The 22706-nt window shown below is 73.9% G+C and carries 24 protein-coding genes and 1 pseudogene; 13 read left to right on the forward strand and 12 right to left on the reverse strand.

Features of this window, described 5'->3' with window-relative positions; genetic code table 11:
* Nucleotides 1-204 precede the first annotated feature (204 nt).
* The 5 genes from ACW14Y_RS08690 to ACW14Y_RS08710 all read right to left on the reverse strand — a co-directional run bounded on the left by ACW14Y_RS08690 (nt 205) and on the right by ACW14Y_RS08710 (nt 3710).
* Nucleotides 205-1608, reverse strand: coding sequence for an MFS transporter (locus ACW14Y_RS08690; protein WP_456986421.1), 1404 nt, complete (start codon nt 1606-1608; stop codon nt 205-207).
* Between the two features lie 142 nt (nt 1609-1750).
* Nucleotides 1751-2107: an ArsR/SmtB family transcription factor gene (locus tag ACW14Y_RS08695; RefSeq protein ID WP_380303110.1), complete on the reverse strand. Its 357-nt coding sequence runs from the start codon at nt 2105-2107 to the stop codon at nt 1751-1753.
* A 34-nt stretch (nt 2108-2141) separates the two neighbouring features.
* The gene (locus tag ACW14Y_RS08700; protein ID WP_456986422.1) at nt 2142-2450 is read right to left on the reverse strand and encodes a hypothetical protein; all 309 of its coding nucleotides are present in this window, start codon (nt 2448-2450) and stop codon (nt 2142-2144) included.
* A gap of 67 nt (nt 2451-2517) precedes the next feature.
* A complete protein-coding gene (locus ACW14Y_RS08705) occupies nt 2518-3111 on the reverse strand; it encodes an SMI1/KNR4 family protein (RefSeq protein ID WP_380386309.1) in 594 nt (197 codons plus the stop codon).
* A gap of 107 nt (nt 3112-3218) precedes the next feature.
* Nucleotides 3219-3710, reverse strand: a complete 492-nt coding sequence (locus tag ACW14Y_RS08710; RefSeq protein ID WP_380386312.1) for a MarR family winged helix-turn-helix transcriptional regulator — start codon at nt 3708-3710, stop codon at nt 3219-3221.
* A 178-nt stretch (nt 3711-3888) separates the two neighbouring features.
* Between ACW14Y_RS08710 and ACW14Y_RS08715 the strand changes: the two genes are divergently transcribed.
* Entirely contained in the window at nt 3889-4734 is an 846-nt protein-coding gene (locus ACW14Y_RS08715; protein ID WP_456986423.1) for an NAD(P)H-binding protein, read from the forward strand.
* 43 nt (nt 4735-4777) lie between these two features.
* Nucleotides 4778-5191 (forward strand): MarR family winged helix-turn-helix transcriptional regulator, encoded by a 414-nt coding sequence (locus tag ACW14Y_RS08720; protein ID WP_456986424.1) that lies wholly within the window; start codon nt 4778-4780, stop codon nt 5189-5191.
* A 60-nt stretch (nt 5192-5251) separates the two neighbouring features.
* On the opposite strand, the gene paaK is transcribed toward ACW14Y_RS08720, so the two are convergent.
* Nucleotides 5252-6529: a phenylacetate--CoA ligase PaaK gene (gene paaK, locus ACW14Y_RS08725; protein ID WP_456988112.1), complete on the reverse strand. Its 1278-nt coding sequence runs from the start codon at nt 6527-6529 to the stop codon at nt 5252-5254.
* Between the two features lie 416 nt (nt 6530-6945).
* Between paaK and ACW14Y_RS08730 the strand changes: the two genes are divergently transcribed.
* From ACW14Y_RS08730 to ACW14Y_RS08750, 5 genes are all read left to right on the forward strand, one after another.
* Nucleotides 6946-7893, forward strand: a complete 948-nt coding sequence (locus ACW14Y_RS08730) for an ATP-binding cassette domain-containing protein (RefSeq protein WP_402722234.1) — start codon at nt 6946-6948, stop codon at nt 7891-7893.
* Nucleotides 7890-9614 (forward strand): hypothetical protein, encoded by a 1725-nt coding sequence (locus ACW14Y_RS08735; RefSeq protein ID WP_456986425.1) that lies wholly within the window; start codon nt 7890-7892, stop codon nt 9612-9614. Before ACW14Y_RS08730 ends, ACW14Y_RS08735 begins: the two co-directional genes overlap by 4 nt.
* 244 nt (nt 9615-9858) lie before the next feature.
* Nucleotides 9859-10347, forward strand: a complete 489-nt coding sequence (locus ACW14Y_RS08740) for a GNAT family N-acetyltransferase (RefSeq protein WP_380442221.1) — start codon at nt 9859-9861, stop codon at nt 10345-10347.
* 431 nt (nt 10348-10778) lie between these two features.
* Complete coding sequence (locus ACW14Y_RS08745; RefSeq protein WP_266275766.1) at nt 10779-11126, forward strand: GntR family transcriptional regulator; 348 nt, start codon at nt 10779-10781, stop codon at nt 11124-11126.
* Nucleotides 11123-12145 carry a DUF1648 domain-containing protein gene (locus ACW14Y_RS08750; protein ID WP_456986426.1) on the forward strand — a complete coding sequence of 341 codons (1023 nt, stop codon included), beginning with the start codon at nt 11123-11125 and terminating at the stop codon, nt 12143-12145. The genes ACW14Y_RS08745 and ACW14Y_RS08750 overlap by 4 nt, the downstream gene beginning before the upstream one ends.
* 62 nt (nt 12146-12207) lie before the next feature.
* On the opposite strand, the gene ACW14Y_RS08755 is transcribed toward ACW14Y_RS08750, so the two are convergent.
* Complete coding sequence (locus tag ACW14Y_RS08755) at nt 12208-13092, reverse strand: LysR family substrate-binding domain-containing protein (RefSeq protein WP_456986427.1); 885 nt, start codon at nt 13090-13092, stop codon at nt 12208-12210.
* 58 nt (nt 13093-13150) lie between these two features.
* Here ACW14Y_RS08755 and ACW14Y_RS08760 point away from each other — a divergent pair, with 58 nt between their 5' ends.
* A complete protein-coding gene (locus ACW14Y_RS08760) occupies nt 13151-13585 on the forward strand; it encodes a DUF5997 family protein (protein ID WP_380386336.1) in 435 nt (144 codons plus the stop codon).
* A gap of 504 nt (nt 13586-14089) precedes the next feature.
* Nucleotides 14090-14716 (forward strand): transglycosylase family protein, encoded by a 627-nt coding sequence (locus ACW14Y_RS08765; RefSeq protein WP_380303132.1) that lies wholly within the window; start codon nt 14090-14092, stop codon nt 14714-14716.
* A 148-nt stretch (nt 14717-14864) separates the two neighbouring features.
* Here the strand turns inward: ACW14Y_RS08765 and ACW14Y_RS08770 are convergent, their stop codons facing one another.
* The gene (locus ACW14Y_RS08770; RefSeq protein ID WP_380303134.1) at nt 14865-15281 is read right to left on the reverse strand and encodes a cupin domain-containing protein; all 417 of its coding nucleotides are present in this window, start codon (nt 15279-15281) and stop codon (nt 14865-14867) included.
* Nucleotides 15282-15625: 344 nt separating this feature from the next.
* On the opposite strand from ACW14Y_RS08770, the gene ACW14Y_RS08775 reads away from it, so the two are divergent.
* On the forward strand, nt 15626-15997 hold the full coding sequence (locus ACW14Y_RS08775; protein ID WP_380386339.1) for a hypothetical protein: 372 nt from the start codon (nt 15626-15628) through the stop codon (nt 15995-15997).
* 106 nt (nt 15998-16103) lie between these two features.
* Here ACW14Y_RS08775 and ACW14Y_RS08780 read toward each other — a convergent pair.
* The 3 genes and pseudogenes from ACW14Y_RS08780 to ACW14Y_RS08790 all read right to left on the reverse strand — a co-directional run.
* Nucleotides 16104-16377: pseudogene (locus ACW14Y_RS08780) on the reverse strand (IS5/IS1182 family transposase); the annotation flags it as partial.
* A 52-nt stretch (nt 16378-16429) separates the two neighbouring features.
* Nucleotides 16430-16723 carry a hypothetical protein gene (locus ACW14Y_RS08785; protein ID WP_456986428.1) on the reverse strand — a complete coding sequence of 98 codons (294 nt, stop codon included), beginning with the start codon at nt 16721-16723 and terminating at the stop codon, nt 16430-16432.
* A 63-nt stretch (nt 16724-16786) separates the two neighbouring features.
* Nucleotides 16787-17869, reverse strand: a complete 1083-nt coding sequence (locus tag ACW14Y_RS08790; RefSeq protein WP_456986429.1) for an MBL fold metallo-hydrolase — start codon at nt 17867-17869, stop codon at nt 16787-16789.
* 225 nt (nt 17870-18094) lie between these two features.
* Here ACW14Y_RS08790 and ACW14Y_RS08795 point away from each other — a divergent pair, with 225 nt between their 5' ends.
* The 3 genes from ACW14Y_RS08795 to ACW14Y_RS08805 are packed head-to-tail and all read left to right on the forward strand — an operon-like array spanning nt 18095 to nt 20643.
* On the forward strand, nt 18095-18865 hold the full coding sequence (locus ACW14Y_RS08795) for a hypothetical protein (protein WP_456986430.1): 771 nt from the start codon (nt 18095-18097) through the stop codon (nt 18863-18865).
* A 41-nt stretch (nt 18866-18906) separates the two neighbouring features.
* Nucleotides 18907-19758 carry a helix-turn-helix domain-containing protein gene (locus ACW14Y_RS08800; RefSeq protein ID WP_380303146.1) on the forward strand — a complete coding sequence of 284 codons (852 nt, stop codon included), beginning with the start codon at nt 18907-18909 and terminating at the stop codon, nt 19756-19758.
* Between the two features lie 9 nt (nt 19759-19767).
* Nucleotides 19768-20643 carry a GNAT family N-acetyltransferase gene (locus tag ACW14Y_RS08805; RefSeq protein ID WP_456986431.1) on the forward strand — a complete coding sequence of 292 codons (876 nt, stop codon included), beginning with the start codon at nt 19768-19770 and terminating at the stop codon, nt 20641-20643.
* Nucleotides 20644-21314: 671 nt separating this feature from the next.
* On the opposite strand, the gene ACW14Y_RS08810 is transcribed toward ACW14Y_RS08805, so the two are convergent.
* On the reverse strand, nt 21315-22664 hold the full coding sequence (locus ACW14Y_RS08810; RefSeq protein ID WP_456986432.1) for a M64 family metallopeptidase: 1350 nt from the start codon (nt 22662-22664) through the stop codon (nt 21315-21317).
* Nucleotides 22665-22706 lie beyond the last annotated feature (42 nt).

A 22706-nucleotide genomic window follows, 5' to 3' on the forward strand; every position in this document is an offset into this window, starting at 1 on the left:
CTATTTGCAAAGTGCCGAGGGCATCACACCAGCTCAGCGCCATGCAGGTAGCCGTTTTCCGCACTTTGCAAAGTCAGACTTTGCAAAGTTCGACATGAGGAAGGGGGACGCAGAAGAGTCCCTTCCCCCTCCCCTCCCCCTCCGGGACGGACGTGGAGCGCCCCCGGAAGCGAAGGCTCCCGGGGGCGCGGCGGGCGGTCGTTGTCAGGGGGCCGCGGGGTGGCGGTGGTGGTGATGCCGGACCAGGGCCCGACCGGACGGGGCGTGCAGCGGGCGCCGGTGAACGGGCCGAGGGGCCTGGCGGTGATGGGGGCGTACCGTCACGGTGGCCGGCACCGGGGCGACAGCAGGCCGGGCGGCCGTGGCCTCGGTGCGCCAGACCCGGGCCGCCAGGACCGCCGAGGCCAGGGCGAGGACCGCGAGGGCCACCGTGGCCGCCGGGAGCCCGGCGGTGGCACCGAGCCAGCCGGCCAGCGGGTAGGCGAGCAGCCAGCAGACGTGGGTGAGCGAGAACTGCGCGGCGAAGGCGGCCGGAAGGTCGGCCGGCGGGACGGCGGCCCTCAGCAGCCGGCCACCCGGCGTCAGGATCAGCGAACCCGCCGCGCCGAGCCCGGCCCACAGGGCGAGCAACGCGGGCCAGCGCCACGCCCCGCCGCCCGCCGTGGTGACGACCGCCAGGGCGGCGAGCAGGCCCGCGACGGCGAAGGCGGCCGGCAGCATCACCGTTCGGTCGGCGACCCGGTCCAGCACCCGGGGCAGCAGCAGCGCGACCAGCATCGAGCCCCCGCCGTACGCGCCGAGGGCGAGCGGGACGTCGCCCGCCGGGCGGCCCAGCTCCTCGCGGACGTAGACGACCGTGTTGACGATCACCATGGCGCCACCGGCCGCCACCGCGAGGTCCAGGGCGAGCAGCGCCCGCAGGCGCGGTACGGAGAGGAACAGCCGGATCCCGGCCAGAGAACGCGCACCGGCCGAACGTGCGTCGGCCGAGCGGCTTCCGGCATCGGCCTTGCCCGGCTTGCCCCGTGCCGCCAGGACCGCGCCGGGCAGGACCACCGAGACGACGAGGACGGCCGAGGCGAGGAAGCCGATCACCGTCCCCCAGAACAGCCACCGGTAGCCGACCAGCGCGAGCAGCGCGGCCGCCAGTACCGGGCTGACCAGGGTCTCCGTGTCGTAGGCGAGCCGGGAGAGCGACAGCGCCCGGGTGTAGTCGCGCTCCTCGGGCAGTACGTCGGGGATCACCGACTGGAACGCCGGGGTGAAGGTGGCCGAGGCCGCCTGGAGGACGAAGATCAACAGGTAGACCTGCCACACCGAACCGACGAACGGCAGCGCGAGCGCCACGCCCGCACGGGCCAGGTCGGCGGCGACCAGCAGCCTGCGGCGCGGGATCCGGTGCGCGAGCGCGGCCACGACCGGGGCGATGCCGACATAGGCGACCATCTTGATCGCCAGCGCCGTGCCGAGCACCGACCCGGCGTCGGCCCCGGCGAGATCGTAGGCGAGCAGGCCCAGCGCCACGGTGGCCAGGCCGGTCCCGGCGAGGGCTACGACCTGGGCGACGAACAGGTGCCGGTAGGTGCGATTGCGGAGGACGGAGAGCATCGGGGACTCCGTTCGTGCGGAGCGCGCCGAGGTGGCGCGGGCCGGTGGGGTCCCCTCCAGGATAGGACAACATGTGCGTACGTGTGCACCTATTGAGAACGAAAGACCCATCGAAGGGCACCACGGGGCGACGCGGAGCGGCTCAGTCGTGCGGCGGCAGTCCGCTGATCTGGTGATCGGCCACGCTCAGCGCCTCCTGGACCAGCCGCCGCAGGTGCCCGTGCCGCAGCGCGTACACGACCCGGCGCCCGTCCTTGCGCGTGGACACCAGCCCGGCCAGCCGCAGCTTGCCCAGGTGCTGGCTGACCGACGGACGCGCCGCACCGGCCGCCTCGGTCAGGGTCGTCACATCCGCCTCCCCCTCGCTCAGCCGCTGCAGCAGCGCAAGCCGGGTCCGGTCGGCCAGCAGCGCCAGGATCCCGGCGGCGACATCCAGCCGTTCGTCCGCCTCGGCCACCTGCGAGCTATGTGCACCTGATACCTGGAGGCTCCCGCTCATGACCTCATCGTAGACATCCCGCGAGGCCGGCGCGTCAAGCCGAGGAAGCCGGCCCACTGTTGACGATGCGACCCCAGAGCCGGTGGTGCCACTCTCCGGCATTCGGGGCGGGTTCGGTGGCCAGAACCGGGTTCGGACCGGTTTCGACGAGGTGGAGCAGGGTCCAGGCGAGTCCGTAGCAGTCGTCGGGGCCGAAGCAGCTGGCGAGCGCCCGGGCTTCGGCTCCGGTGACGGGCTTGGTGACGGCTTCGAGCTGCGCGACTCGCCGGTCGATCTCCTCCTCGTCGGCGCTCTGACCGGGGAGAGGGCCGTCGGCCACGAAGGCCCGCGCTGCCGGTCTCATCCACGCATGATCGTCCGCCGCAGCCGACTGAGGCAAGGTGCCCTCGCTGGTCACACGGAGAGGCGGGTCACCGAGTGGGACCGAGTACGCCGTCGACGGCGGCGGTGCCGACTCTCCGGGAGCCGCCGAGGGCCGCGTGGCTCTGCGACGCGGGCGTCCCGGCCTCCAGCGCATGGGCGATGTCCTGGAGCATCGCGGTGACCGAGCTCCACCTCGGGACGTCCAGAATCCAGGTCTCGTGGTCCCAGAGGTACACCGAACCGCAGGTGTCACCGGGACGGGTGTCGACGATCAGCCCGTCACCTCCGGGACTCAGCGCGATCGGCATGAACTCACGCCGGTAGCGAGGCTCGGGCAGGCCGTTCTTGTCGAACGACTCGCCTTCCTGTTCGGCGACCAGGAGCCAGATCTCGTGGATCTCCAGCGCCTCGTGCAGCGACACAGGGGCGAAGCCGTCAGGGATCCAGCACTCCGCGCTGACACCGGGCAGCAGCCACCAGGCCCGCAGATCGGCGGGCAGTGGCAGGCCGAGGTCCGCCTCGAACGCGTCCAGGCGCGCGGCATCGGGGATCGGCCTCGCCATACCCTGTCGGGCGTGCGCGGTCAGCCAGGTCTCGACGCGACTCCAGTAGCCCAGGACATCATGATCAACCGTTGCCATGGCCAGCAGTATGGCTCCCCCCGGTGACAACGAGGACGCCCCCGTCGACGCGGACGACGACACTTGGGACACCGTGCGCAGGAGGGACGGCGGGGTTCCGGGGCGGGTCAGCGGGGGGTGCGGCGGAGGCGGGTGCGTAGGGCGTCCTGGGATTCGACGTACTTCACCATCAGGCGGGCGAACTCCAGCCGCTCGCTGTCGGGCCACTCCGCGGTGATCTGCTCGAAGGCCGAGCGCTGGTACTGGCGGAAGCGCTCCATCACCTCCTCGCCCTCCGGGCTGAGGAGCAGGACCGTCCGGCGGCCGTCCTGTTGGGAGGCGGCGCGGACGAGGTATCCGGCGGAGATGCAGTCCGACACCATGCGACTGCCCACCGAGGGGTCGACGCCCAGGTGCTCGGCGACGGCACCGACGGTGACCTCACGGTCGTCCTGACCGGTGACGTCCTGGACGATCCGCAGGACCAGTGTCCGGCTGAGGTCCTTCTGGGAGATCGGGTCCTCGACGTCGAGCAGTGAGGAGCGCCGCAGCCGCCCGAAGGCCGGCCCCACGGCGTTCAGGAGGTCCTCGCCCTCGCCCGGCCCGGGCTTTTTCGTCATACGGGCAGCCTATCCGTGTGCGTGAACCAATGAAGACATGTGTTGACATGAAAACGTGTGCACGACATCATGCATATGTATTCGAGCATTGATCGCGGCGGGGTGCGCATCTCCTGGCCCCGGTCCGCCCGCGACCCGACTCGCTCACCATCCGACGAAAACGAACGGACTTCTCCTTATGACCACCACCCTCGTCACCGGCGCCCGCGGCAAGGTCGGCCAGGGCGTCATCGCCCGCCTGCACGCCGCCGGGCACTCCGTCCGCGCCGCCAGCGCCCGCCCTGCCAACCTGACCGTCCCCGACGGCGTCGAGCGCACCGAGCTCGCCCTCGACCGCCCCGAGGCCTTCGCCGCCGCGCTACGCGGCGTCCAGCAGGTCTTCCTCTATCCCCAGCCCGCTGGCATCCACGCGTTCGCCGAGGCCGCCGAAGCGGCCGGCGTCGAACACGTCGTCCTGCTCTCCTCGTCCTCCGTCCTCGGCCCCGACGCCGAGAACGACCCGCTCGCGAGCCACAGCCTCTTGGTCGAGCGCGCGCTCGCCGGCTCCCGCCTCAACTGCACCCTCCTGCGCCCGGACGCCTTCGCCAGCAACTCCCTGGGCTGGGCGGACTCCATCGGCCGGGGCCTGCCGATCCGACTCGCCCACCCGGACGCGCACATCGCGCCCATCCACCCCGAGGACCTCGCCGACATCGCCACCGAGGCCCTGACTGGCAGTTCTCTCACCGGCTCCGCGCCCACCCTGACCGGCCCCGAGTCACTCACCTTCCGCGAGCAACTCGCCGTCCTCGCCGAAGCTCTCGGCCGCGAGATCCCGGTCGAGCGGATCAGCCGCGCCGAGGCCGAGGAGCAGATGGGGCGTCACATGCCCGCTCTCGTCGTCACCTCCCTGCTCGACCTCTGGGAGGCGGCGACCCATGGGCCCGCCCCCGTTCACGACACCACCCTGACCCTCCTCGGTCGTCCCGCGCGAACCTTCCAGCAGTGGGCCCGCGAGAACACCGCCGCGTTCACCCGGCCCTGAACCGATACAGCCCTCGATGTCGCGACCGGCCCGGGAGAACGACGTGAAACCCATCGGCTACTGGCTCAACCGCACCGACCTGGCCCTCACCACCACCATGAACGCCATGCTGGCCGAGTACGGCCTCACCCGGCTGACCTGGCAAGTCCTCAACGTCGTCGCGGCCGACCCCCGGACCACCGACACCACCGTCCTCACCTCTCTGACCGCCAACGCCTCAGCCACCGAACTGACCGCCGCCATCGACTCCGTCCTCGCCGACCGCTGGGCCCTCCGACCGGCAGCGGAGCAGCTCGCCCTGACCGAGGACGGCCGCACCCGCCTCGCCCGGGTCGGCGAGCGCGTCGCCGCCTTCCGCGAGGCCTCCGTCGCCGGCATTACGCCCGAGGAGTACCGGACCGCGGTCGGTGTCCTGGAACGGATGACCCTCAACCTGGAGTCCGGCCTGGAACACTGAGCCATCGCCCGGACGGGCCCGTTGCCAGCCGGGGAATCCCGCCCCCGGCCCTCCCTCAGCTCACTCCCGCCCCTCCCCTCCGTGCTCCCGAAGGTCCTCGACCCGGCGGATCTTGCCGACCGAACGCTCCAGCGTGTACGGGTCCAGCACCTCGACGTCCACGCTCACACCGACGCCGTCCTTCACCCCCCGCACGATCGCCCCGACGGCCTCCTCGCGCTGCCCGGGCCCGGCCTCCGGCCGCGCCTCGACCCGCACCGTCATGTGGTCCAGCCGGCCCCGGCGGGTCAGTCGCAGCTGGAAGTGCGGTGCGACGGCGGGCACCCGCAGCAGGACCTCCTCGATCTGGGTCGGGAAGACGTTGACCCCGCGCAGGATGATCATGTCGTCACAGCGCCCCGTCACCTTGGCCATCCGGCGGAACGCGGGGCGCGCGGTGCCGGGCAGCAGCCGGGTGAGGTCGCGGGTGCGGTAGCGGATCACCGGCAGCGCCTCCTTGGTGAGCGAGGTGAAGACGAGTTCGCCGCCCTCGCCCTCCGGCAGCACCTCGTCGGTCAGCGGGTCGACGACCTCCGGGTAGAAGTGGTCCTCCCAGATGTGCAGGCCGTCCTTGGTCTCCACGCACTCCTGCGCGACGCCCGGCCCCATCACCTCGGAGAGGCCGTAGATGTCCACGGCGTGGAGGTCCATCCGCCGCTCGATCTCGGCGCGCATCTCCTCCGTCCACGGTTCGGCGCCGAAGATTCCGATCCGCAGCGAGGTGCCGCGCGGGTCCACGCCCTGCCGCTCGAACTCGTCCAACAGGGTGAGCAGGTAGGACGGGGTGACCATGATGACCTCGGGTCGGAGGTCCTGGATGAGCCGGACCTGGCGGGCCGTCATGCCGCCGGAGGCCGGGATCACGGTGCACCCGGCGCGTTCGGCACCCGCGTGCGCGCCCAGTCCGCCGGTGAACAGGCCGTAGCCGTAGGCGATGTGCACCGTATGGCCGGGCCTCCCGCCGGCCGCCCGGATCGAGCGGGCCACCACGTCCGCCCAGACGTCCAGGTCGTGCTCGGTGTAGCCGACCACGGTCGGCAGACCGGTGGTCCCGCTGGAGGCGTGGATCCGGCGGACCTTCTCCTTCGGGACGGCGAACATGCCGAACGGGTACGTGTCACGCAGGTCGGCCTTGGTGGTGAAGGGGAACCGGGCGAGGTCGGCGAGGGCGCGACAGTCCTCGGGCGTGACGCAGGCCGCGTCGAACTTCCGCCGGTACAGCTCGACGTTGTCGTAGGCGTGGCGCAGCGTGGCCCGCAGGTGCTTGAGCTGGTGCGCCCGCAGCTCCTCGACGGTCATCCGCTCACCGGCGTCCAGGAGTTCCACCGGCGGCGCCTCGCCGAGACGCGTCGGCGCCCGCCCCTCTCCTCCCAGGCTCACGGACGTACCCGGATCCGTCGCTCCGCCGCTCATCGTGCCTCCTTCAGAACGCACTACCGACCATTCGGTCGGCCCTGGCCGGAGCCAAGTAATCCAGTGCCCGAACCACCTGTCAAGGCTCGGCACGCCGGTGACCTCGCAGGTCGGCGCCCGTCGCCCTCGCTCAGAACTTTGCCCCCGCCCCCGGGCGCCAACCTGTGCCGATCGGCAGGTTCTCGCTCCGGAAAAAGGCGCCGGATCTATGCCGATCGGCAGATGGCAGGGCGCGGGCGACCGGGAAGGCTGATCACCGCAGTCACCACCAACCCACGACCGGGAGAGCGGAGCTCAGGCGCATGAGCCGATCCGATGTCACACCCCACCTCGAACTGACCGACGTCAGCAAGGTCTACCGGAGCGGCAAGCACGCGGTCGACGGCCTCTCGCTGCGGCTCGGGCCCGGGCTGCTCGGCCTGCTCGGACCGAACGGCGCGGGCAAGTCCTCGCTGATGCGGATCGTCGCCACCGTGACCCGGCCCACCTCCGGGCGGCTCACCTACCGGGGGGCCGACGTGCTCGCCCAGCCCGATCTGCTCCGGCGGGAACTCGGCTTCCTCCCCCAGGACTTCGGTGTCCACCCGCACCTCACCTCGCGCGAGTTCCTGTCCTACCTCGCGGCCGCCAAGGGGCTTCCCGCCCGCGCCGCCCGGGCCCGGATCGACGAACTGCTCGCCCTGGTCAACCTGACCGAGGCGGTGCGGAGGCCGCTCGGCGCGTACTCGGGCGGCATGCTGCGGCGGGTCGGCATCGCCCAGGCACTGCTGGGGGACCCGGGCGTGATCGTCGTCGACGAACCCACCGCCGGCCTCGATCCGGAGGAACGGGTGCGCTTCCGCAACCTGCTGAGCACCCTCGCCGAGGACCGGGTGGTGCTGCTGTCCACCCACATCGTCTCCGACATCGAGTCGGTGGCCGGGGACATCGCGGTCCTCGCCGGCGGGCGGCTGCTGCGCCGGGGCAGTCCGGAGGAACTGCTGCGCGGCCAGGCCGGCCGGGTGTGGGAGGTCCTGGTGGACGCGGGCTCGGTGGCGGCCGTGCAGCAGCACTTCGTGGTGAGCCGCATGGTGCGCGCGGGCGACGGGCGGGTACGGCTGCGACTCCTCGCGGACGCCCCGCCGACCGCCGGGGCGGTGCCGGTCGCGCCGGACCTGGAGGACGCCTACCTGGGGCTGGTCCGGTCGGCGCCCGACGGGCCCGCCTTCGCCCCCTCGGCCGCTACGGCCCGGCAGGGGGTGCGGCGATGACCCGGAGCGTGCTCTACCCGTCCCGCCCCGATGGGTCCCGGACACCGACCGGCCGTCGGCCCGGCGCCGCCGCCGGTGGGTCCGGGCGGACCGGCCCGGTGAGCCGGATCGGCCGGCTGGCGCTCGGCGACTTCCGGGACCGGATCCGCCGCCCCGCCTACGCGGTGACGCTCCTCGCCGCGGTGGGCCTGGGCCTGCTCGCCGTCCCGCCGGCGGACGGGCACTGGGCGATCCTGGCGCTCGGCTCCTACCGGGGGGAGTACAACAGCGCGTACGTCGGCACGGCGACCGCTCTGGCGGGCTCGCTGTGGCTCACCCTCGGCGGGTTCTACGTGGTGCGCAAGGGCCTGGGCCGGGACGAGGAGACCGGGGTCGGTCAGCTCCTGGCCGCGGCCCCGCTGCGCAACGTCGAACTGATGCTGGCGAAGTTCCTCGGCAATCTGCTGGTGCTCGGTTCGATGCTCGGCGTGCTCGCGCTCACCGCGCCCGCCCTGCAACTGGTCCGGGGTGAGGACCGGGCGCTCGACCCGGTTGCGCTGCTGGCGCCGTTCCTGGTGCTGACCCTGCCGCTGCTCGCGGCGACCGCGGCACTGGCCGTCCTGTTCGAAACGGTGCCGCTGCTGCGCGGGGGGCTGGGCAATGTCGCCTGGTTCACCTTCGCACCGGCCCTCCTGATCGCCGGGGAGGCGCCCGGCGCACCGTTCGGCGGGCTCGGCCTCGGCCCGGTGGCCGCCTCGCTGCGCGACACGCTGGCCGCGCGGGGCGTCGACCTGGGCGGCGACGACTTCAGCCTCGGCCTCACCAAGGTGGACTCCCCGCTGGAGGCGTTCCGCTGGGACGGCGCGGACCTCGGGACCGGATTCCTCGCCCAGCGGCTGCTGCTCGTCCTGCTCGCGGTGGCGCTCGCCGCGCTGCCAGCCCTCTGGTTCACCCGCTTCGACCCCTCCCGCGCCAGGACGGCCGAGCGGCACTCCGACGGTACAGCGCCCGCCCCCGTCCCCGTCCCCGGTCCCGTCCCTGGTCCCGTCCGCGCCGCGGCCCCGCCCTTCGCGCCGCCGACCGGACCCGTCTCCGCGCCCCGCACCCACGACCGGTCCCGGTCCCGGTCCGGCTCCCACTTCGGCCGACTGCTGCTCGGTGAGGCACGGATCCTGTTCGCCGACGCCTCGCGCTGGTGGTGGCTCGCGGCGGCCGGCCTGGTCCTGGCCGGGCTCTCCGTGCCACCGGACACCGGCGTCGGCGCGGTGCTGCCCGCCGCCTGGGTCTGGCCGGTACTGCTCTGGTCCCGCCTCGGGAGCCGCTCGGCCGAGAACGACCTGGAGGTCCTGCTCGGCGCCTACCCGGCCGCCCGCGCCCGGCTGCTCGCCGAATGGGCCGCCGGGGTGCTGCTCACCGCGCTGATCGGTGCGGGTGTCCTGGTCCGGCTCGCCGCGGCCGGCGACACCGCCGGGGTGGCGGCCTGGTCGGCCGGAGCCCTGTTCATCCCCTCGCTCGCCCTCGCCCTCGGCACTCTCTCCCGCACCCACCGCCTCTTCCAGGCCCTCTACCTGCCGCTCTGGTACCTGGCGGTGAACCAGATCGCCGCCCTCGACTTCATGGGCACCGTCCGCCGCGCCGGCCACCCCGTCGGCCCCTCCCCCCTCCTGGTCACCGCCATCACCCTGGCCCTCCTCGCCACCACCCTGCTCACCACAACGACCCGCCGTACGCTCCGCGACTGACCCCGAACGACCCCCGAGCAGGGCGGTTGCCGTTCAGCGGGCACAGGGGACCCGCTGAACGGCAACCGCCCGGAGCCGGCGGGGCCCGAGCCACAACCACAATCGGCGCGGGACCCGGTCCGGGCACAAGCCTTCCGGCCCAAGCCGGGTCCGGCCCAAAACCCTTCGACGACAAGGAGACCACTTGCTGAAATGGGAGACGGCCACTGCCGGAAGGCGGGGCGGCGGGGAAGCGGGAGTGGCAATGACCGAGATCAGGCTGCACCTGTCGGTGCGCGACCTCACCGACGCGGACCTGCCGTCCTGCGGCTGGGCCGGCTCCCCCAAGCACGTGCGCGAGCTGGTCCACCAGATCCGCCGGGCCGAAGCAGGCGAGGTCGACTACCTGGCGGTCTGCACAGCGGTGGGGCTCCCGGTGGCGGTCGGCGGCGTCGACTACACGGTCAGGCCGGGCGCCGGCACGCTCTGGCAGCTCGGCGTCCACCCGGCCCTCCGGTCCTGCGGGATCGGCACGCTGCTGGTCCGCTCCGCCGAGCGGCGGATCAGCGCCAGAGGTCTGGCCCTCGCCGAACTCGGCGTCGAGGAGAGCAACCCGCGCGCCCGCGCCCTCTACGAACGCCTCGGCTACCGGGCCTTCGGAAGCGAGCTCGATTCCTGGGACGTGGAGGCCGAGGACGGCTCACTCCGGCGGTACGAAACGCTGTGCACGCTGATGCGTAAGGACCTTGCGTAGCACGGGATTCCGCCGCGTTCTTCACCGAGCGACGGCCGCCCCTCCGGCCGGATCGACCTGGCCGCCACCGCCCCCAGCTGGTTCCGCCGACCCGCCGACCCGCCGACCGGGAGCGGTACGCCGCCGCCCGCTCCCGAGTGCCGCTCGACCGCGGCGACGGCGAGCCACCCGGGCCACAGCCGCCCGGGACGGCTCGGCTCCGGGCCCTCGGGTCAGCCACCGCGCTGCTCCCCCGACCCCCGGCCGACTGGCCGACCCGGCAGGGCTGGCCGATCGACTCCGGGGACGCCACCCGGAGCCTCGTCGGTCACGTCAACGATCGCCAGTCGCTTGCCGTCCGGAGCGGGCGAGCGCAGCAGCGGCGGCGGCACCGGCAGCAGCACGGCACGGCACTGGCACCATTCGGCGATGGTGCTACTCTCACTAGCATCATGTTGCTGAAGCTGGAGGCCGGGGACTCCCGGCCGTTGCACGAGCAGGTTGCGGGAGCGATCCGGCGGGCCGTCGGTGAGGGCGAGTGCGTACCCGGGGAGCGGTTGCCGCCGGCACGGGATCTGGCGCGGGCGCTCGGGGTGAACGCGAACACCGTGCTGCGCGCACTGCGGGCGCTGCGGGACGAAGAGGTACTGGAGTTCCGCCGGGGGCGCGGCATCACCGTCGCCCGCGGTGCCGACCGCCGCGCCGAACTGCTGGACGCGGCGCGTCGGCTGGTCGCGGACGCGGCGCACGCAGGCTTCAGCCGGGAGGAGCTCGTCGAGATGATCAGGGGGCTGGAGTGAAGAAGGATCCGCAGGAGGACGGGCGCGGCAGCGGGCAGCGCGACGCCCGCAAGGGCACGGCGGCCCGGGTGATCGGGGTGCTCGCGTTCGGGGCGCTCGCCCTCGGGGTGTTGGCGCTGCTGATCGGGCTGCCGTGGGTGGCGCGCGGCCGGTTGCCGGAGCCCGTGGCCACGCACTGGAACGGGAGCCAGGCGGACGGTTCGATGTCCTTCACGGCCGCGGTGGGCTTCCCTGCCGCACTGTGGGCGGCCTCGGTCGCGGCGGCGGCCGTCGCCCGGTGGCGCGGCGGGGAACACGCGAAGGCCTGGTCGGCGGTCGGGCTCGGCTTCGGAGGCGCCCTGCTGACCGGCGCGCAGGCCGCGATCGTCTCGGCCAACCTGGACCGCCCGGCCTGGCAGGAGGCCCGGCCGCTGGGCGCCGAGGTGCTGCTGGTCCTGGTGGCGGCGGTCGCGGCCGGCGCGCTGGGCTGGTGGCTCGCCCGCCCGCAGGGTCCGGGGCCGCTCGCCGCGACCGCCGCCGACGGCCCCCGCCTGGACCTGCCGGACGGGCAGCGCGCCGTCTGGCTCTCCCGGGCGGTCAATCCCTGGCTGGGACTGCTGGCCGCGGTGGCCGGGCTGGGAGCGGCGGGGGCGACTCTGGCCGGGTTCGCCGGGCTGGGCGGGGCGGCCTGGGCGACGGCCGCGCCGCTGGCGATCGTCGCGCTGGCGGGACTCGGCTGTTCGTCGGTGCAGGCGCGGGTGACCGAGCGCGGCCTGGATGTGGCGTTCGGCCCGCTCGGCCGACCGTCCCGGCACTGGGATCCGGAGGAGATCCTCTCGGCCCGGGCCGAGAACCGTACCCCGGCCCAGGTGGGCGGCTGGGGCTACCGGCTGAGCGGCCTGGGCACCACGGTCATGCTGCGCCGCGGCGAGTGCCTGGTGATCCGGCCCCGGCAGGGCGCGGAGTTCGCGGTGAGCGTGGACGACGCCGAACGGGGCGCCGCCCTGCTCAATACCCTGACCGCACCCCGGAGCGCGTGACCGGCCGAGTGGGTGCACGACCGGTCGGTCGGCGTCCACTCGGCGCGGCCGGAGGGGGAACGTCAGCCGCGACGCTTCGGGCGGCCGCGTCGGGCGGCCGCCGCGCCGCCGGACGACGATCCGGAGCCGCCCCGGGCACGCCCGCCGGCGGTGGCGCGTCCTCCAGCGGCCGGCTTGCCCGAGCCCTTGGGAGCACCGCCCTTGGAGGCACCGCCCTTGGCCGCGCCACCCTTCCCGGCACCGCCCTTCGCGCCACCGGCACCACTCTTCGCACCGCCGGCGCGGCCCGGGGCGGACTTCGTCGCCGAGGCCTCGGCCGGGGTCGCGGCCGTCTGGCCCCGGCCGCGCGAGCTGTTGACCGTGCGGCCCCGGACGATGCCGATGAACTCCTCCACCAGGTCGGTGGTCTCCTCCTCCGGCCAGGACAGCGCGATCCGGGACTGTGGGGCGTCCGCCATCGTCCGGTAGGTGAGGTCGCGCCGGTGGTGCAGGCGTGCCAGCGACTGCGGGACGAGCAGCACCCCGACCCCGGCCGCGACCAGTTCGATCGCGTCGGCCGTGGTCGCCGGCCGCTCGATGGCGGGTCGCCCGGGCAGCTGCTCCCATTCGAGGGTGTCGTCGAGCGGGTGGAAGACCACGTCGTCGGCGAGGTCCACGACGGTGACCTCCTCGGCCGCCGCCAGCCAGTGGTCCTTCGGGAACACCACCACCGTCGTCTCGGTGTACAGCGGGATCGCGCTCAGACCGGTCCGGTCGACCGGCATCCGCAGCAGCCCCGCGTCCGCGTCGCCCGCGCGCAGCGTCGGCTCCCCGTCGGCGGCTTCGACCGCGACCAGGGCGAGCGGAACGTCCGGGAGCCGCTCCGACCAGACGCGCGCCCACTTGCCGGGGGTCACGCCCGGGACGTAGGCCAGCCGGAACGAGGGTGTCACCTGCATCTCTGTCACCCGACCTAGGCTACCGACCGTGACAGCGGGCGTCGGCCGCTCGCTTACCCTGGTGACCATGACATCGCTCAAGCAGAAGACCACGCAGACCATGAAGCCGGCGACAGCGGCGAAGAAGCTCGGGGTCTACCTCGGCGCCACCCCTGCCGACTTCCAGTCGGGCGTGATCTCCCGCGAGGAGCTCACCGCCCTGCAGACCGAGCCGCCGCAGTGGCTCCAGGACCTGCGCCGCAACGGCCCGCACCCGCGTTCCGTGGTGGCCACCCGGCTCGGCGTCTCCGCGTCCGGCCTGGCGCGCGGCGGCATCACCGAGGCGCTCACCACCGAGCAGATCGAGGCGCTCCGCGAGGAGAACCCGGAGTGGCTGCGGCGCGAGCGGACGATCCAGGAGGAGGTCCGCCGGGAGTCCGTGCGCGTCAAGGAGAAGCACGAGAAGGAGGAGAAGCAGCGCCAGCAGGCCGCCGCGGCGACCGAGGGCGAGAAGCGCCGCTGACCTGCGGAGTTCCACCTGCTGGACCCTGCTTCGCCTTGCTCCGCCCCGGTCCCCCGGCACTTGCGCCGGGGGACCGTCGTTCGTCCGGGGACAGGCGTACGGAGGCACGCGTACGGGGACGGTCCGGCAGCACATCCGGCAAGGCATCCGGCAACACGTCCGGCGCAGCCTCCGGACCCGCAGAACGGGCGCCGACGACTCGCACGGGCGCACGAGAAGGAAGCCCGGGACCGGTCGAACTTCCACCCGAATGCCGCACGCGCACCCGAAAGCGTTCGCGCACGTTCGACCCTGTGAGTACCGTCACCGGACCGGTCGGGCCGGTCGGACGTCCCGGCGGACCGGCCCGACGGACGGGACGGGAGCCAGCCGGGTGGCGACGCGGAGCCGGGCGGGTGACCCGCTCGACGTGTCGGCGGGGATCCGGCATGCCCGGCGTGCGTCGGTGGGAACGCGCCGCTCACGAGCGGCGCGCGCCCCTGCCCCCGGACCTGAGAGCCGCCGATGCCCCCCATCGCGCACCTGCGCCGCCTGCTCCCCACCGCCGTGTGCACCCTGGCCGCCGTCCTCGCCGCGCCCGCCGCGGCGCACGCCGCGCCACCGGGCCGGGGAGGCGGAGCGGGGATCGATCGGGGGACCGTGATCGACTGGGAGCGGGTCGCCGCCTGCGAGAGCAGCGGGGACTGGCACATCAACACCGGCAACGGCTACTTCGGCGGTCTCCAGTTCGACGAACCGACCTGGGAGGAGACCGGCGGCCTCCGCTACGCCCCGCGCGCCGACCTGGCCAGCCGGGACGAGCAGATCGCCGTCGCCAACACCCTCGCCGAACAACGCGGGCTCACCCCTTGGCCGGTCTGCGGCGCCCGCGCCGACCGGGACCGCGAACGCCCCTCGGTCGAGTCGGCCGCCGACCCGGTGGAGGCGCCCGCCCCCGGCACCCCGGCCGCCCCTCCCCCGGCCGGTGGCGCCACCAGCTGGACGGTGCGCGACGACGACACCCTCGACAGCATCGCCGAGCAGTTCCTGGTCCCCGGCGGCTGGCAGGCGTTGTACGAACGGAACCGCGCGATCCTCGGCGAGGACCCCGACCTCATCCAGCCCGGCCAGGATCTGATCCTGCCCCTCTGACCCCGCCCCGAGGCCCGCCCCGAGCCCCGGCGCGAACCAGCGAGAACCGCACACCCGCACACCCGCACACCCGCACACCCGCACACCGCGAAGCCTCCGGCGGCCGGTGCCCCCGCTCCCACGGGGGCACCGGCCGCAGCCGTCCGCGTCAGCCCACGGTGGGAGGCCAGGGACCGTCCTCGGGGCGGGCTTCCGTGGTGGAACCGTCCGGCCAGGGAGGCATGGTGATCGCGACGATGCGCAGCGGGCCGGGGCTGTCGGGATCGGCCCGGAACTGGAAGGCCGTTCCCAGTGGCACCGAGACCGATGTGCCCTCCCGAAGGACGTCCACGGACTCCCGGCCGGACTGCCGCCGCCAGATCCTGCCCCGGCCGGCCGTGACGTACCAGAGCTCCTGCACGGTGGCATGGGAAACAGCACGGGTGACGGAACCGGGAGAAAGCTCGAAGAGCGCCTGGCTGCCGAGGCCGTCCAGGCTCAGCAAGGGCCGGACGGTGGCGCCGTCCGGGGCGGCGACGACCGGGGCGCTCCCGGCCTCGGCGGTACGGAATGGCGTCTCGTCCACGAGAACCGACCCTTCTCGACGTGGGCCCCCACGCGCCCCCTCGCCGATGGGATCACACCCCGAACAGTCCCGCCAGGGTGCCACCTCCCCGGCGCCGGGAGTGGTGCCCGGGTCGGACCGGAGTCGGACCGCCGTCGCGTCATGGCGACACCGTCCGAAGGGCGCTCCCGTCGGTCTCGAACGCGACGACCGCAGTTGTCCGCCGACTGCCCGGTGCCGCAGAGTGTCCCGGGGCGGGCTCCGGCGGCGAGGCCGCCCGACGGTGGCGAGCGACGTGACGACGACCAGGTCGTTTCCTGCGGATCGCCCTCGGCGGTCCTGCCCCACCTGGATACGGTGACGGCATGACGGCGATCCTGCGGCACCCCCGACCTGGATTCATGTGGGACTGGTGGGCCGTGGATGCTCACGGCTACCTCGTGCAGTTCAGCTGTGGACCTGCTCCCGAGCATCTACTGGCGCATGTGGATCGTGTCGACGCCGCCGCTGCGTGGGCCGAGGAGAACCGCCCTGGTTGGTTCGGCGATGCTCCCCCGTCGCTTCACGCCTTCAGCTGCCACGGTGAGCTGCCGGTCTACACCCGCAGCAGCGTCCCGGATTCCCCGTTGCGGCTCTCCGACGCTCCGGCAGCCGTCGCAGACGTTGCGGCCCTGGTCCCACTGCGCAGGGCGGTGGGGGATGTCTGGACGGTTTACCTCGATGAGGGATGGGTCTAGGCAGCAGCCCAGCTGGAGTCACCCCGGCTGACCGGACGAAGACGGCGGCGAGGTGAAGTCCGGCGGACAGCCACCGTGCCGGTGCCGCGCCGCTCATGGCGGACATCCGGTCGGCCGGCTGCGGGACCGCTGCCCGGACCCCGCGTCGGCGCAGGTGGGCGCGCATCGCACGGGACGAGTAGGCCCTGTCGGCCAGGACGATCCCAGGTGTGGTCCTGGGCCGGCCGATCGCCCGGAGCACCCGGAGCCGACGGCACCGGCCGTCGGCGGCGAGTGGACCTTGGTGGTGAGTCCGCCGCAAGAGCGCCGAGCGGGAAGCCCGTCCGGCTCGTCACCCGGGGCCTCTTCCGACGGACCCCGGCAGCGTGCTGGTGGATGCGGACCTGCCGGTCGCGCTTGGCGCAACAGCGTTTGTCCTCAAGGGGCTCAGGGTCAGCTCGGTGAATCTTCGGACTCTTCGGTGGAGCGATGGGCGCCAGGACGACTGATCCCGCCGGGGCCGGGCTCAGTCGTCCTCGGCAGGTGGAAGTAGACCGTCCCCGACCGCCAGGGTCCGTGCTCGGTCATCTCGTACGCGATGACGACGTCCTGAACCTCGGCGGGGCCCAGTGCTTCGATCGAATCGGCCAGCCTCCGCAGCAGCGCAGGCATGCTGTCACAGCCCGGACCCGCGGGATTGGCCTGGGAGAAGTGGCGAATGGTCCAGGAGTCCGAAGTGATCGTCATGGGTCCGATCGTAGGACCGGCCCCTGCCCGGAGGGCGTACCGGGCGGGGACCGGCGGGACCGTTCAGTGCGGGGGCGTGTGCCCGGTCGGCGTCCACGGCCGCACGAAGGGCCGGTTGAGGTGGGCGGTGCCGAGCACCGCGCCGGTGCGGCGGGCTTCGCCGAGGAGTTGCTCACGGCTGCGGCGGGCCGTCTCCGGGTCGGCCTCGAAGAGGTAGCGCACGCCGGGGGTGGCGAGTTGGACGGCGTGGACCAGCACGTCGCCGGTGAGCAGCAGGCGGTCGCCGCCGCCGTCGACCAGGACCGACTGGTGACCCGGTGTGTGCCCGGGTGTCGGGAGCAGGGTGATCGCGCCGCCTCCGGGGCGGGCCCGGCCTCCGAGCACCGTGTGGCCGTCGACCTCGTGCAACTGTCCGGCGCGGAGCAGCGGTTCGACGACGTAGGTGCGCGCCGTCCGGGTCGGTCCGAGCGCGGCGACCTCGGCGTGCTGCACCACGTAGCGGGCGTTCGGGAACACCGGTACGCCCTCGGGGGTCACCGACCAGCCGTAGTGGTCCTCGTGGAGGTGGGTCAGGACCACCGTCTCGACGTCCGCCGGGGCGATCCCGACCCGGGCCAGGACGGCGGGCAGTCGGCCGGGGACGGGCGCCCAGCCGGAGGCGGGGCTGCCGACCGGGCCGATACCGGTGTCGACCAGGGTGACCCGGCCGCCGGGGCGGCGGACGGCGTAGCAGCGGAAGTCCAGCTGCCAGGCGTCGTTCGGGCCGAAGGCGGCCGGGTCGAGGCGGCGGGCGCGCTCCCAGTCGGTGGCCGTCGCGTCGGGGAAGGCAGCCTGCGCGGTGCCGGGGAACGGGCCGTGCGCGTCGAGCAGCGCCAGCACCTCGTACCGGCCGAACCGCCGCACGACGACAGCGGCGGCCGACGCGGCGGGACCGGCGGAACCGGCGGGCTCAGCGGCGGCGGGCGTCGCCGCGACGAGCGGGCGCAGCGCCACCGCGCCCGCGACGGCGAGCGCGCCGCGCAGCATCCGGCGGCGCCCGAGCCGGTCGGGTCCGGTCTCCGGGCCGACTCCGGGTTCGGTTCCGGGTCCGGGTCCGGTTCCGGGGTCTTCGGCGAAGGGGACGGTGGGAACGGTCGGATCGTTCAACGGGACTCCTCGGGAGAACACGAAACGGAACACGAAACGGAACACGAAACGGAACGCGGACCGGGCGCGGGCCGGGCGGGGGCCGAAGAACGACGCGGGGTCGGCGCCCCGACCCCCGTACGGGGCGCCGACCGGTTCCACTGTCCCGCCGCGCCCGCCCCTGCGGCTTGTCGTTTCTTGTGCAATCCGTTCGCGCGCCGGCAAGCTCCGTGCGAGCATCGCCGGATGATCGACGAGGAGCCCGTGACGACCGCCGACCTGGTCGGCACCCGACTGACCACGGTGACCGCGGCCCGCCACCAGCAGCAGCCCGTCACCGCGCCGCAGTTGTCGCACCTGTGGCTCCACCTGGAGCACCTCGGGTCGGTGCTCTTCCGCACTCCCGGCAACGGCCTCTCGTTCCGGGCCGACGCGGCGGGCCGGAACGACGCGACCAGCCCGATCGACGCGACCGGCACGACCGGCGCGACCACCGCAACCGGCACGACCGCAACCACCACCGATCCGGCGGATCTGCCGCTGACGCGCTTCCTCGGGCAGTCGATCCGGTCGGTGGGCGCGATCGAGTACCGGGACGGTGCGACCGCCTTCACCGCCGGGCTCGCCCTCGGTTTCGAGGGCGGACGTGTCCGGCTGCTGGGTCTGGACGGCGCCCTGCTGGTCGTCGGTCCCGAGGAGCACCTGGGCGACGTCGAGGCCCGGCTCCACGAGGACACCGCGCTCGCACGAGTCGTGTGGACCTGCAGCAGCAGCCCCTCGCAGTGGAACGCCTGGACGACCGGCGGCCGGTACCTGTACTTCCGCTACCGGCACGGCGAGGGCAGCGTCGAGCACTTCCCCGGCGGCCCGGATCCGGACACCTGGGACGAGGAGGGCTCCGGCCTGCTCGCCCAGTGGCACGACGGGAGCCGTCGCGGCGAGATCGGTCTGGCGGACTTCCTCGTCCTGGCCGGCCTCCGCCTCGCGCCGAACTCCGAGGTGCTTGACTGTCGGTGACGAGCGACGACAGCGGGTCGCCCCGGGAGTAGGGTGCGGCCATGGCGGTCGAACGCGCGTCCCTGGTGAGCGGGGACGACCTGTGTGTCGCCGACGTGTCCTGCCAGGACCCGCCGGAGGGGTGGACGGAGTTGCGGCCGGCGCCGGTGTTCGGGCTGGTGATGGTGCGGCGGGGGATGTTCCGGGGGCGGATCGACGGGGTCGACCAGGTCCTGGACCCGGCCTGCGTCTATGTCGAACGGATCGGCAGCGAGCAGCAGTTCGCGCATCCGTGCGGCGGCGACCTCTACACCGAGCTGGTGCTCTCCGAGCCGCGGACGGCCGAACTGCTGGGCGGCGACCCGGAGGTGCCGCAGGGGCTGGTGTTCACCACGCCGCGGATGGCGCTGGCCCACCGGATGCTGGTCGTCCGGGCACGCGGCGGCGCGGACTCGTTCGAACTCGCCGAGCGTGCGGTCACCTTGGCGGGCGAGGTACTGGCGGAACTGGCGCCGGCGAGGGTGGAGAGCGGCCGGCCGGTCCGGGACGCGGCGCGCCGCCGACTGGTGGACGCCGCTCGGGCCGCGCTGGCGGCGGACCTCGGACTCGGCCTGGACGAGCTGGGCCGGGCGGTCGGCTGTTCGCCGCACCACCTGAGCCGGATCTTCCGGGCCTGCACCGGCGAGGGGATCGCCCGCTACCGCAACCGGCTGCGGGTCACCCTCGCGCTGGAGCGGCTGACCGAGGGCGAGACGCACCTCGCGCTCCTGGCACATGAGTTGGGCTTCACCGACCAGGCGCATCTGACCCGGGTGGTGCACCGCGCGGCCGGACTGCCGCCCGGCCGCCTGCGGGCCCTGCTGGGTCCGCGCCCCGCCGGGTCCGGCGGGGTGACCGCCCCGGAGCACGCGTAGGCTCGACGGGTGTCCTCGACCCCGGCCTCCGCCACGTCCGCCTCCCCCTCCCCTTCTCCGCCCCCTTCCCCTTCCCCCGCACCGCTGACCAGCCTGCACGACCGGGCGGCGCTCGCCGGGCGGTTCGGGAAGGACCCCGAGCTCCACCTCTTCGAACTCGGCGACCTGGACGAGCCGTTCTGGTCCCACACCGCCTGGTACACGACGTCGGCGGACGGTCCGGTGGCGCTGCTGTACGCGGTCGGGGACGTGCCCACCCTGCTCGGCCTGGCCCGGCCCGCGCACGCCGACCGCCTGGCCGGACTCCTGCACGCGATGCGGCCCGTACTGCCGCGCAGGCTGCTCGCCCACCTGACCGACGGCGGGGTGGACACCCTCGCGCCGGACTACCGCGCCGAACACCGGACGGCGATGCTGCGGATGGCGCTGACCGACCCCTCCGCCCTCGCGCCGCACCTGGGCGGGTCGTCGGACGGCCACCCATTCGGCCCGGTGGAGCGGCTCGGCGCGGCGGACCTGGCGGATCTGCGCGCCCTGTTCGCCGTCGGCTACCCGGGCAACTGGTTCGACGAACGGATGCTCACCACCGGCCCCTACGTCGGGATCCGGGACGCCGGGGGCCGACTGCTCGCGACGGCCGGCGTGCACGTCCACTCCGCCGCCCGACGGGTGGCGGTGATCGGCAACGTCACCACGCATCCCGAGGCCCGGGGGCGGGGGCTCGCGGCGGCCTGCACCGCGCGGCTCTGCGAGGTCCTGGCGGACAGCGTCGACCACATCGGCCTGAACGTCCGGGCCGACCACCCCACCGCACTCGCCCTCTACCGGCGCCTGGGCTTCACCACCGTCACCGCTTACGAGGAGGCCGTGCTCACGGCCTGCTGACGGACCGCCGGTCGCGGCCCACCGCCGGTCGCGGCTCACCGGTGGATCGGCCCACCGGTGGAGCGGCCCACCGGTGGCTCACGGGCCGCCCGGCGCGTCGGAGGCCGGAGGGCCAGAGGTGCCAGGAGTGCCAGGAACGGGTGTCGCCCCCTGGGACAGCTCAAGGTGGAACGGGCCGCCCCGAGTCCCCGGCTGCCAGCCACGCTCCCGGGCGTCGCGGACCGCGAGCGCCACACTCGCGGGAGTGGCACCGACGGGCGGCAGACCGAGCCAGTTGCCCGGATGCGCTCCCAGGAGCCGGACGACGAGCACCGAGCCGGGCTCCTCCGCCCGCTCGACGGCAACCGTCAGCGGAGACTGTCCGATCCCCTGGCTGTAGGTGGGCCTGCGCCTGACGGCCCACCGGTACGTCACCTGGTCGACCGTGATGAGCCGGGAACCCTTCCTCGGCAATGTCACCGGGCCTCCCACCTGCGTCGTCGGGCTGGTCGTCCGCCCACTGTCGCAGACGGCCGACGGCTCCGCCCGGCCGGTTGGATCCCGGGGCCGGGCTCCCGGGCGCAGCCCGCTCCGGGCACGGGAAGTCGGACGGACCGACTTCCCGTGCAGCCGTGCAGCCGTGCAGCCGTGCAATCCGGATCGGACCGCCCGAGAACGGGCGGCCCCGGTCGTCAGCGGGTGACGGGCCAGGACAGGGTGGCCGTCAGGCCGGCGCGGAGGGCCGGGTCGAGGACGGCGGGGGTGGGGTCGGTGGCGGTGGCGGTCAGGGTGTGGACCCGGCCGCGCGGGCCGGGGAGCGGGACGGTGCGCAGGTCGACCGCCGTCCGTCCGCGCAGCTGCGGCAGGGGGCGGCCGTCCAGGGACCAGCTGAGGGTGGTGCCGGCGACCGGGAGGTCGACGGTGAGGCGGTCGGCCCGGGTGAGCGGGGTGCCGGCCGGGGTGGGGCTGGTGAGCGGGACGGCGTGGCGGTAGAACCCGGCGATCATCGCCTCCCGTCCGGGCAGGTTGAACTCCCGGCCGAGCGAGCGCATGATCGAGTTCTCGGTGGGGCGGTACAGGCCCTTGGGGTAGTAGCCGCCACCCTCGTAGCTGCCGACCGCGCCCCCGTCGGGCGAGGTCCGGCCGATCCAGCGGTACCACTTGGCGCGGTCGTGGGTGAGCCGGTCGGCGGTGTACATGCTGATGTTGGGCTCGGCCGGTTCGCCCTCCCCGGCCGGGTAGGTGTCGGAGCCGTCGTAGAAGTACTCGTCGGCGAGCTTGCCGAGCGAGTGGCCGGTCTCGTGCACGGCGATCTGTCCGGCCTTCGGGTTGCCGCCCGCGACGGTGGCGATGCCGTCGTAACCGAGCGGGGAGGCGACGTTGTAGCCGGCGCCGCCGTACTTGGCGGTGTTGGCGACGACGAGGACGAGGTCGGCCTGCGGGGCCTTGACGGCGTAGTTCTCGACGGCCTTGGTGTCGACGCACAGCAGGCGTTCGATGTCCTCGCACCAGAAGTAGGAGCCGAGCGCGGTGTTGCGGACGGTGGCGCGGTCCGGGTCGCCGGTGATGCCGGAGTCGGCGGAGACGGTGGCGACGGCCCAGACGTTGAACAGGTTCCGGTAGCCGGCGTAGGGCTCGACGGCGCTGAGTTCCTGCCACTTGGCGGCGGCGTCGGCGTGGAACTTCTCCTGTTCGGCGGCGGTGTAGCCGTCGCCGATGACCACGACGTCGACCTTTCCCGCGCTGTCGCCGCTCCGCAGGATCGGGGTGACCTCGCCGTCCCCGGCGGCGGGGGCGAGGCCGGGGCGGTCGCCGGTGAGGTACGGGGAGGCGGCGGGCACGGTGGCCCGTCCGATCGAGCCGTCCTCGGTGAAGACCTCGACCCGGTGCCGGGAGGCGCCGGCGGCAGCGGCGGCTGCGGCCACCGACGGGCCGTCGACAGCGCCCGGCCCCGGCCCCGCGAAGGCCGCCGGGGCGGTGCCGAGGGCGGCGAGGGCGAGGGCACCGGTCAGAACGATCGAGCCGAACCTGCGATGACGCACGGAAGTTGCTCCTCTGCGGACTGACGGAGTGACGGAGTGACG

The sequence above is a fragment of the Kitasatospora sp. cg17-2 genome, assembly GCF_054031055.1.

Coding starts and splice junctions, on each gene's coding strand:
- ACW14Y_RS08800 (WP_380303146.1), top strand. CDS start 18,907: ATGGCGGTCGAACGCGCGTCCCTGGTGAGCGGGGACGACCTGTGTGTC.
- ACW14Y_RS08745 (WP_266275766.1), top strand. CDS start 10,779: ATGTTGCTGAAGCTGGAGGCCGGGGACTCCCGGCCGTTGCACGAGCAG.
- ACW14Y_RS08690 (WP_456986421.1), bottom strand. CDS start 1,608: ATGCTCTCCGTCCTCCGCAATCGCACCTACCGGCACCTGTTCGTCGCC.
- ACW14Y_RS08785 (WP_456986428.1), bottom strand. CDS start 16,723: ATGACGATCACTTCGGACTCCTGGACCATTCGCCACTTCTCCCAGGCC.
- ACW14Y_RS08700 (WP_456986422.1), bottom strand. CDS start 2,450: ATGAGACCGGCAGCGCGGGCCTTCGTGGCCGACGGCCCTCTCCCCGGT.
- ACW14Y_RS08795 (WP_456986430.1), top strand. CDS start 18,095: ATGATCGACGAGGAGCCCGTGACGACCGCCGACCTGGTCGGCACCCGA.
- ACW14Y_RS08760 (WP_380386336.1), top strand. CDS start 13,151: ATGACATCGCTCAAGCAGAAGACCACGCAGACCATGAAGCCGGCGACA.
- paaK (WP_456988112.1), bottom strand. CDS start 6,529: ATGACCGTCGAGGAGCTGCGGGCGCACCAGCTCAAGCACCTGCGGGCC.
- ACW14Y_RS08765 (WP_380303132.1), top strand. CDS start 14,090: ATGCCCCCCATCGCGCACCTGCGCCGCCTGCTCCCCACCGCCGTGTGC.
- ACW14Y_RS08740 (WP_380442221.1), top strand. CDS start 9,859: ATGACCGAGATCAGGCTGCACCTGTCGGTGCGCGACCTCACCGACGCG.
- ACW14Y_RS08775 (WP_380386339.1), top strand. CDS start 15,626: ATGACGGCGATCCTGCGGCACCCCCGACCTGGATTCATGTGGGACTGG.
- ACW14Y_RS08705 (WP_380386309.1), bottom strand. CDS start 3,111: ATGGCAACGGTTGATCATGATGTCCTGGGCTACTGGAGTCGCGTCGAG.
- ACW14Y_RS08715 (WP_456986423.1), top strand. CDS start 3,889: ATGACCACCACCCTCGTCACCGGCGCCCGCGGCAAGGTCGGCCAGGGC.
- ACW14Y_RS08730 (WP_402722234.1), top strand. CDS start 6,946: ATGAGCCGATCCGATGTCACACCCCACCTCGAACTGACCGACGTCAGC.
- ACW14Y_RS08710 (WP_380386312.1), bottom strand. CDS start 3,710: ATGACGAAAAAGCCCGGGCCGGGCGAGGGCGAGGACCTCCTGAACGCC.
- ACW14Y_RS08735 (WP_456986425.1), top strand. CDS start 7,890: ATGACCCGGAGCGTGCTCTACCCGTCCCGCCCCGATGGGTCCCGGACA.
- ACW14Y_RS08695 (WP_380303110.1), bottom strand. CDS start 2,107: ATGAGCGGGAGCCTCCAGGTATCAGGTGCACATAGCTCGCAGGTGGCC.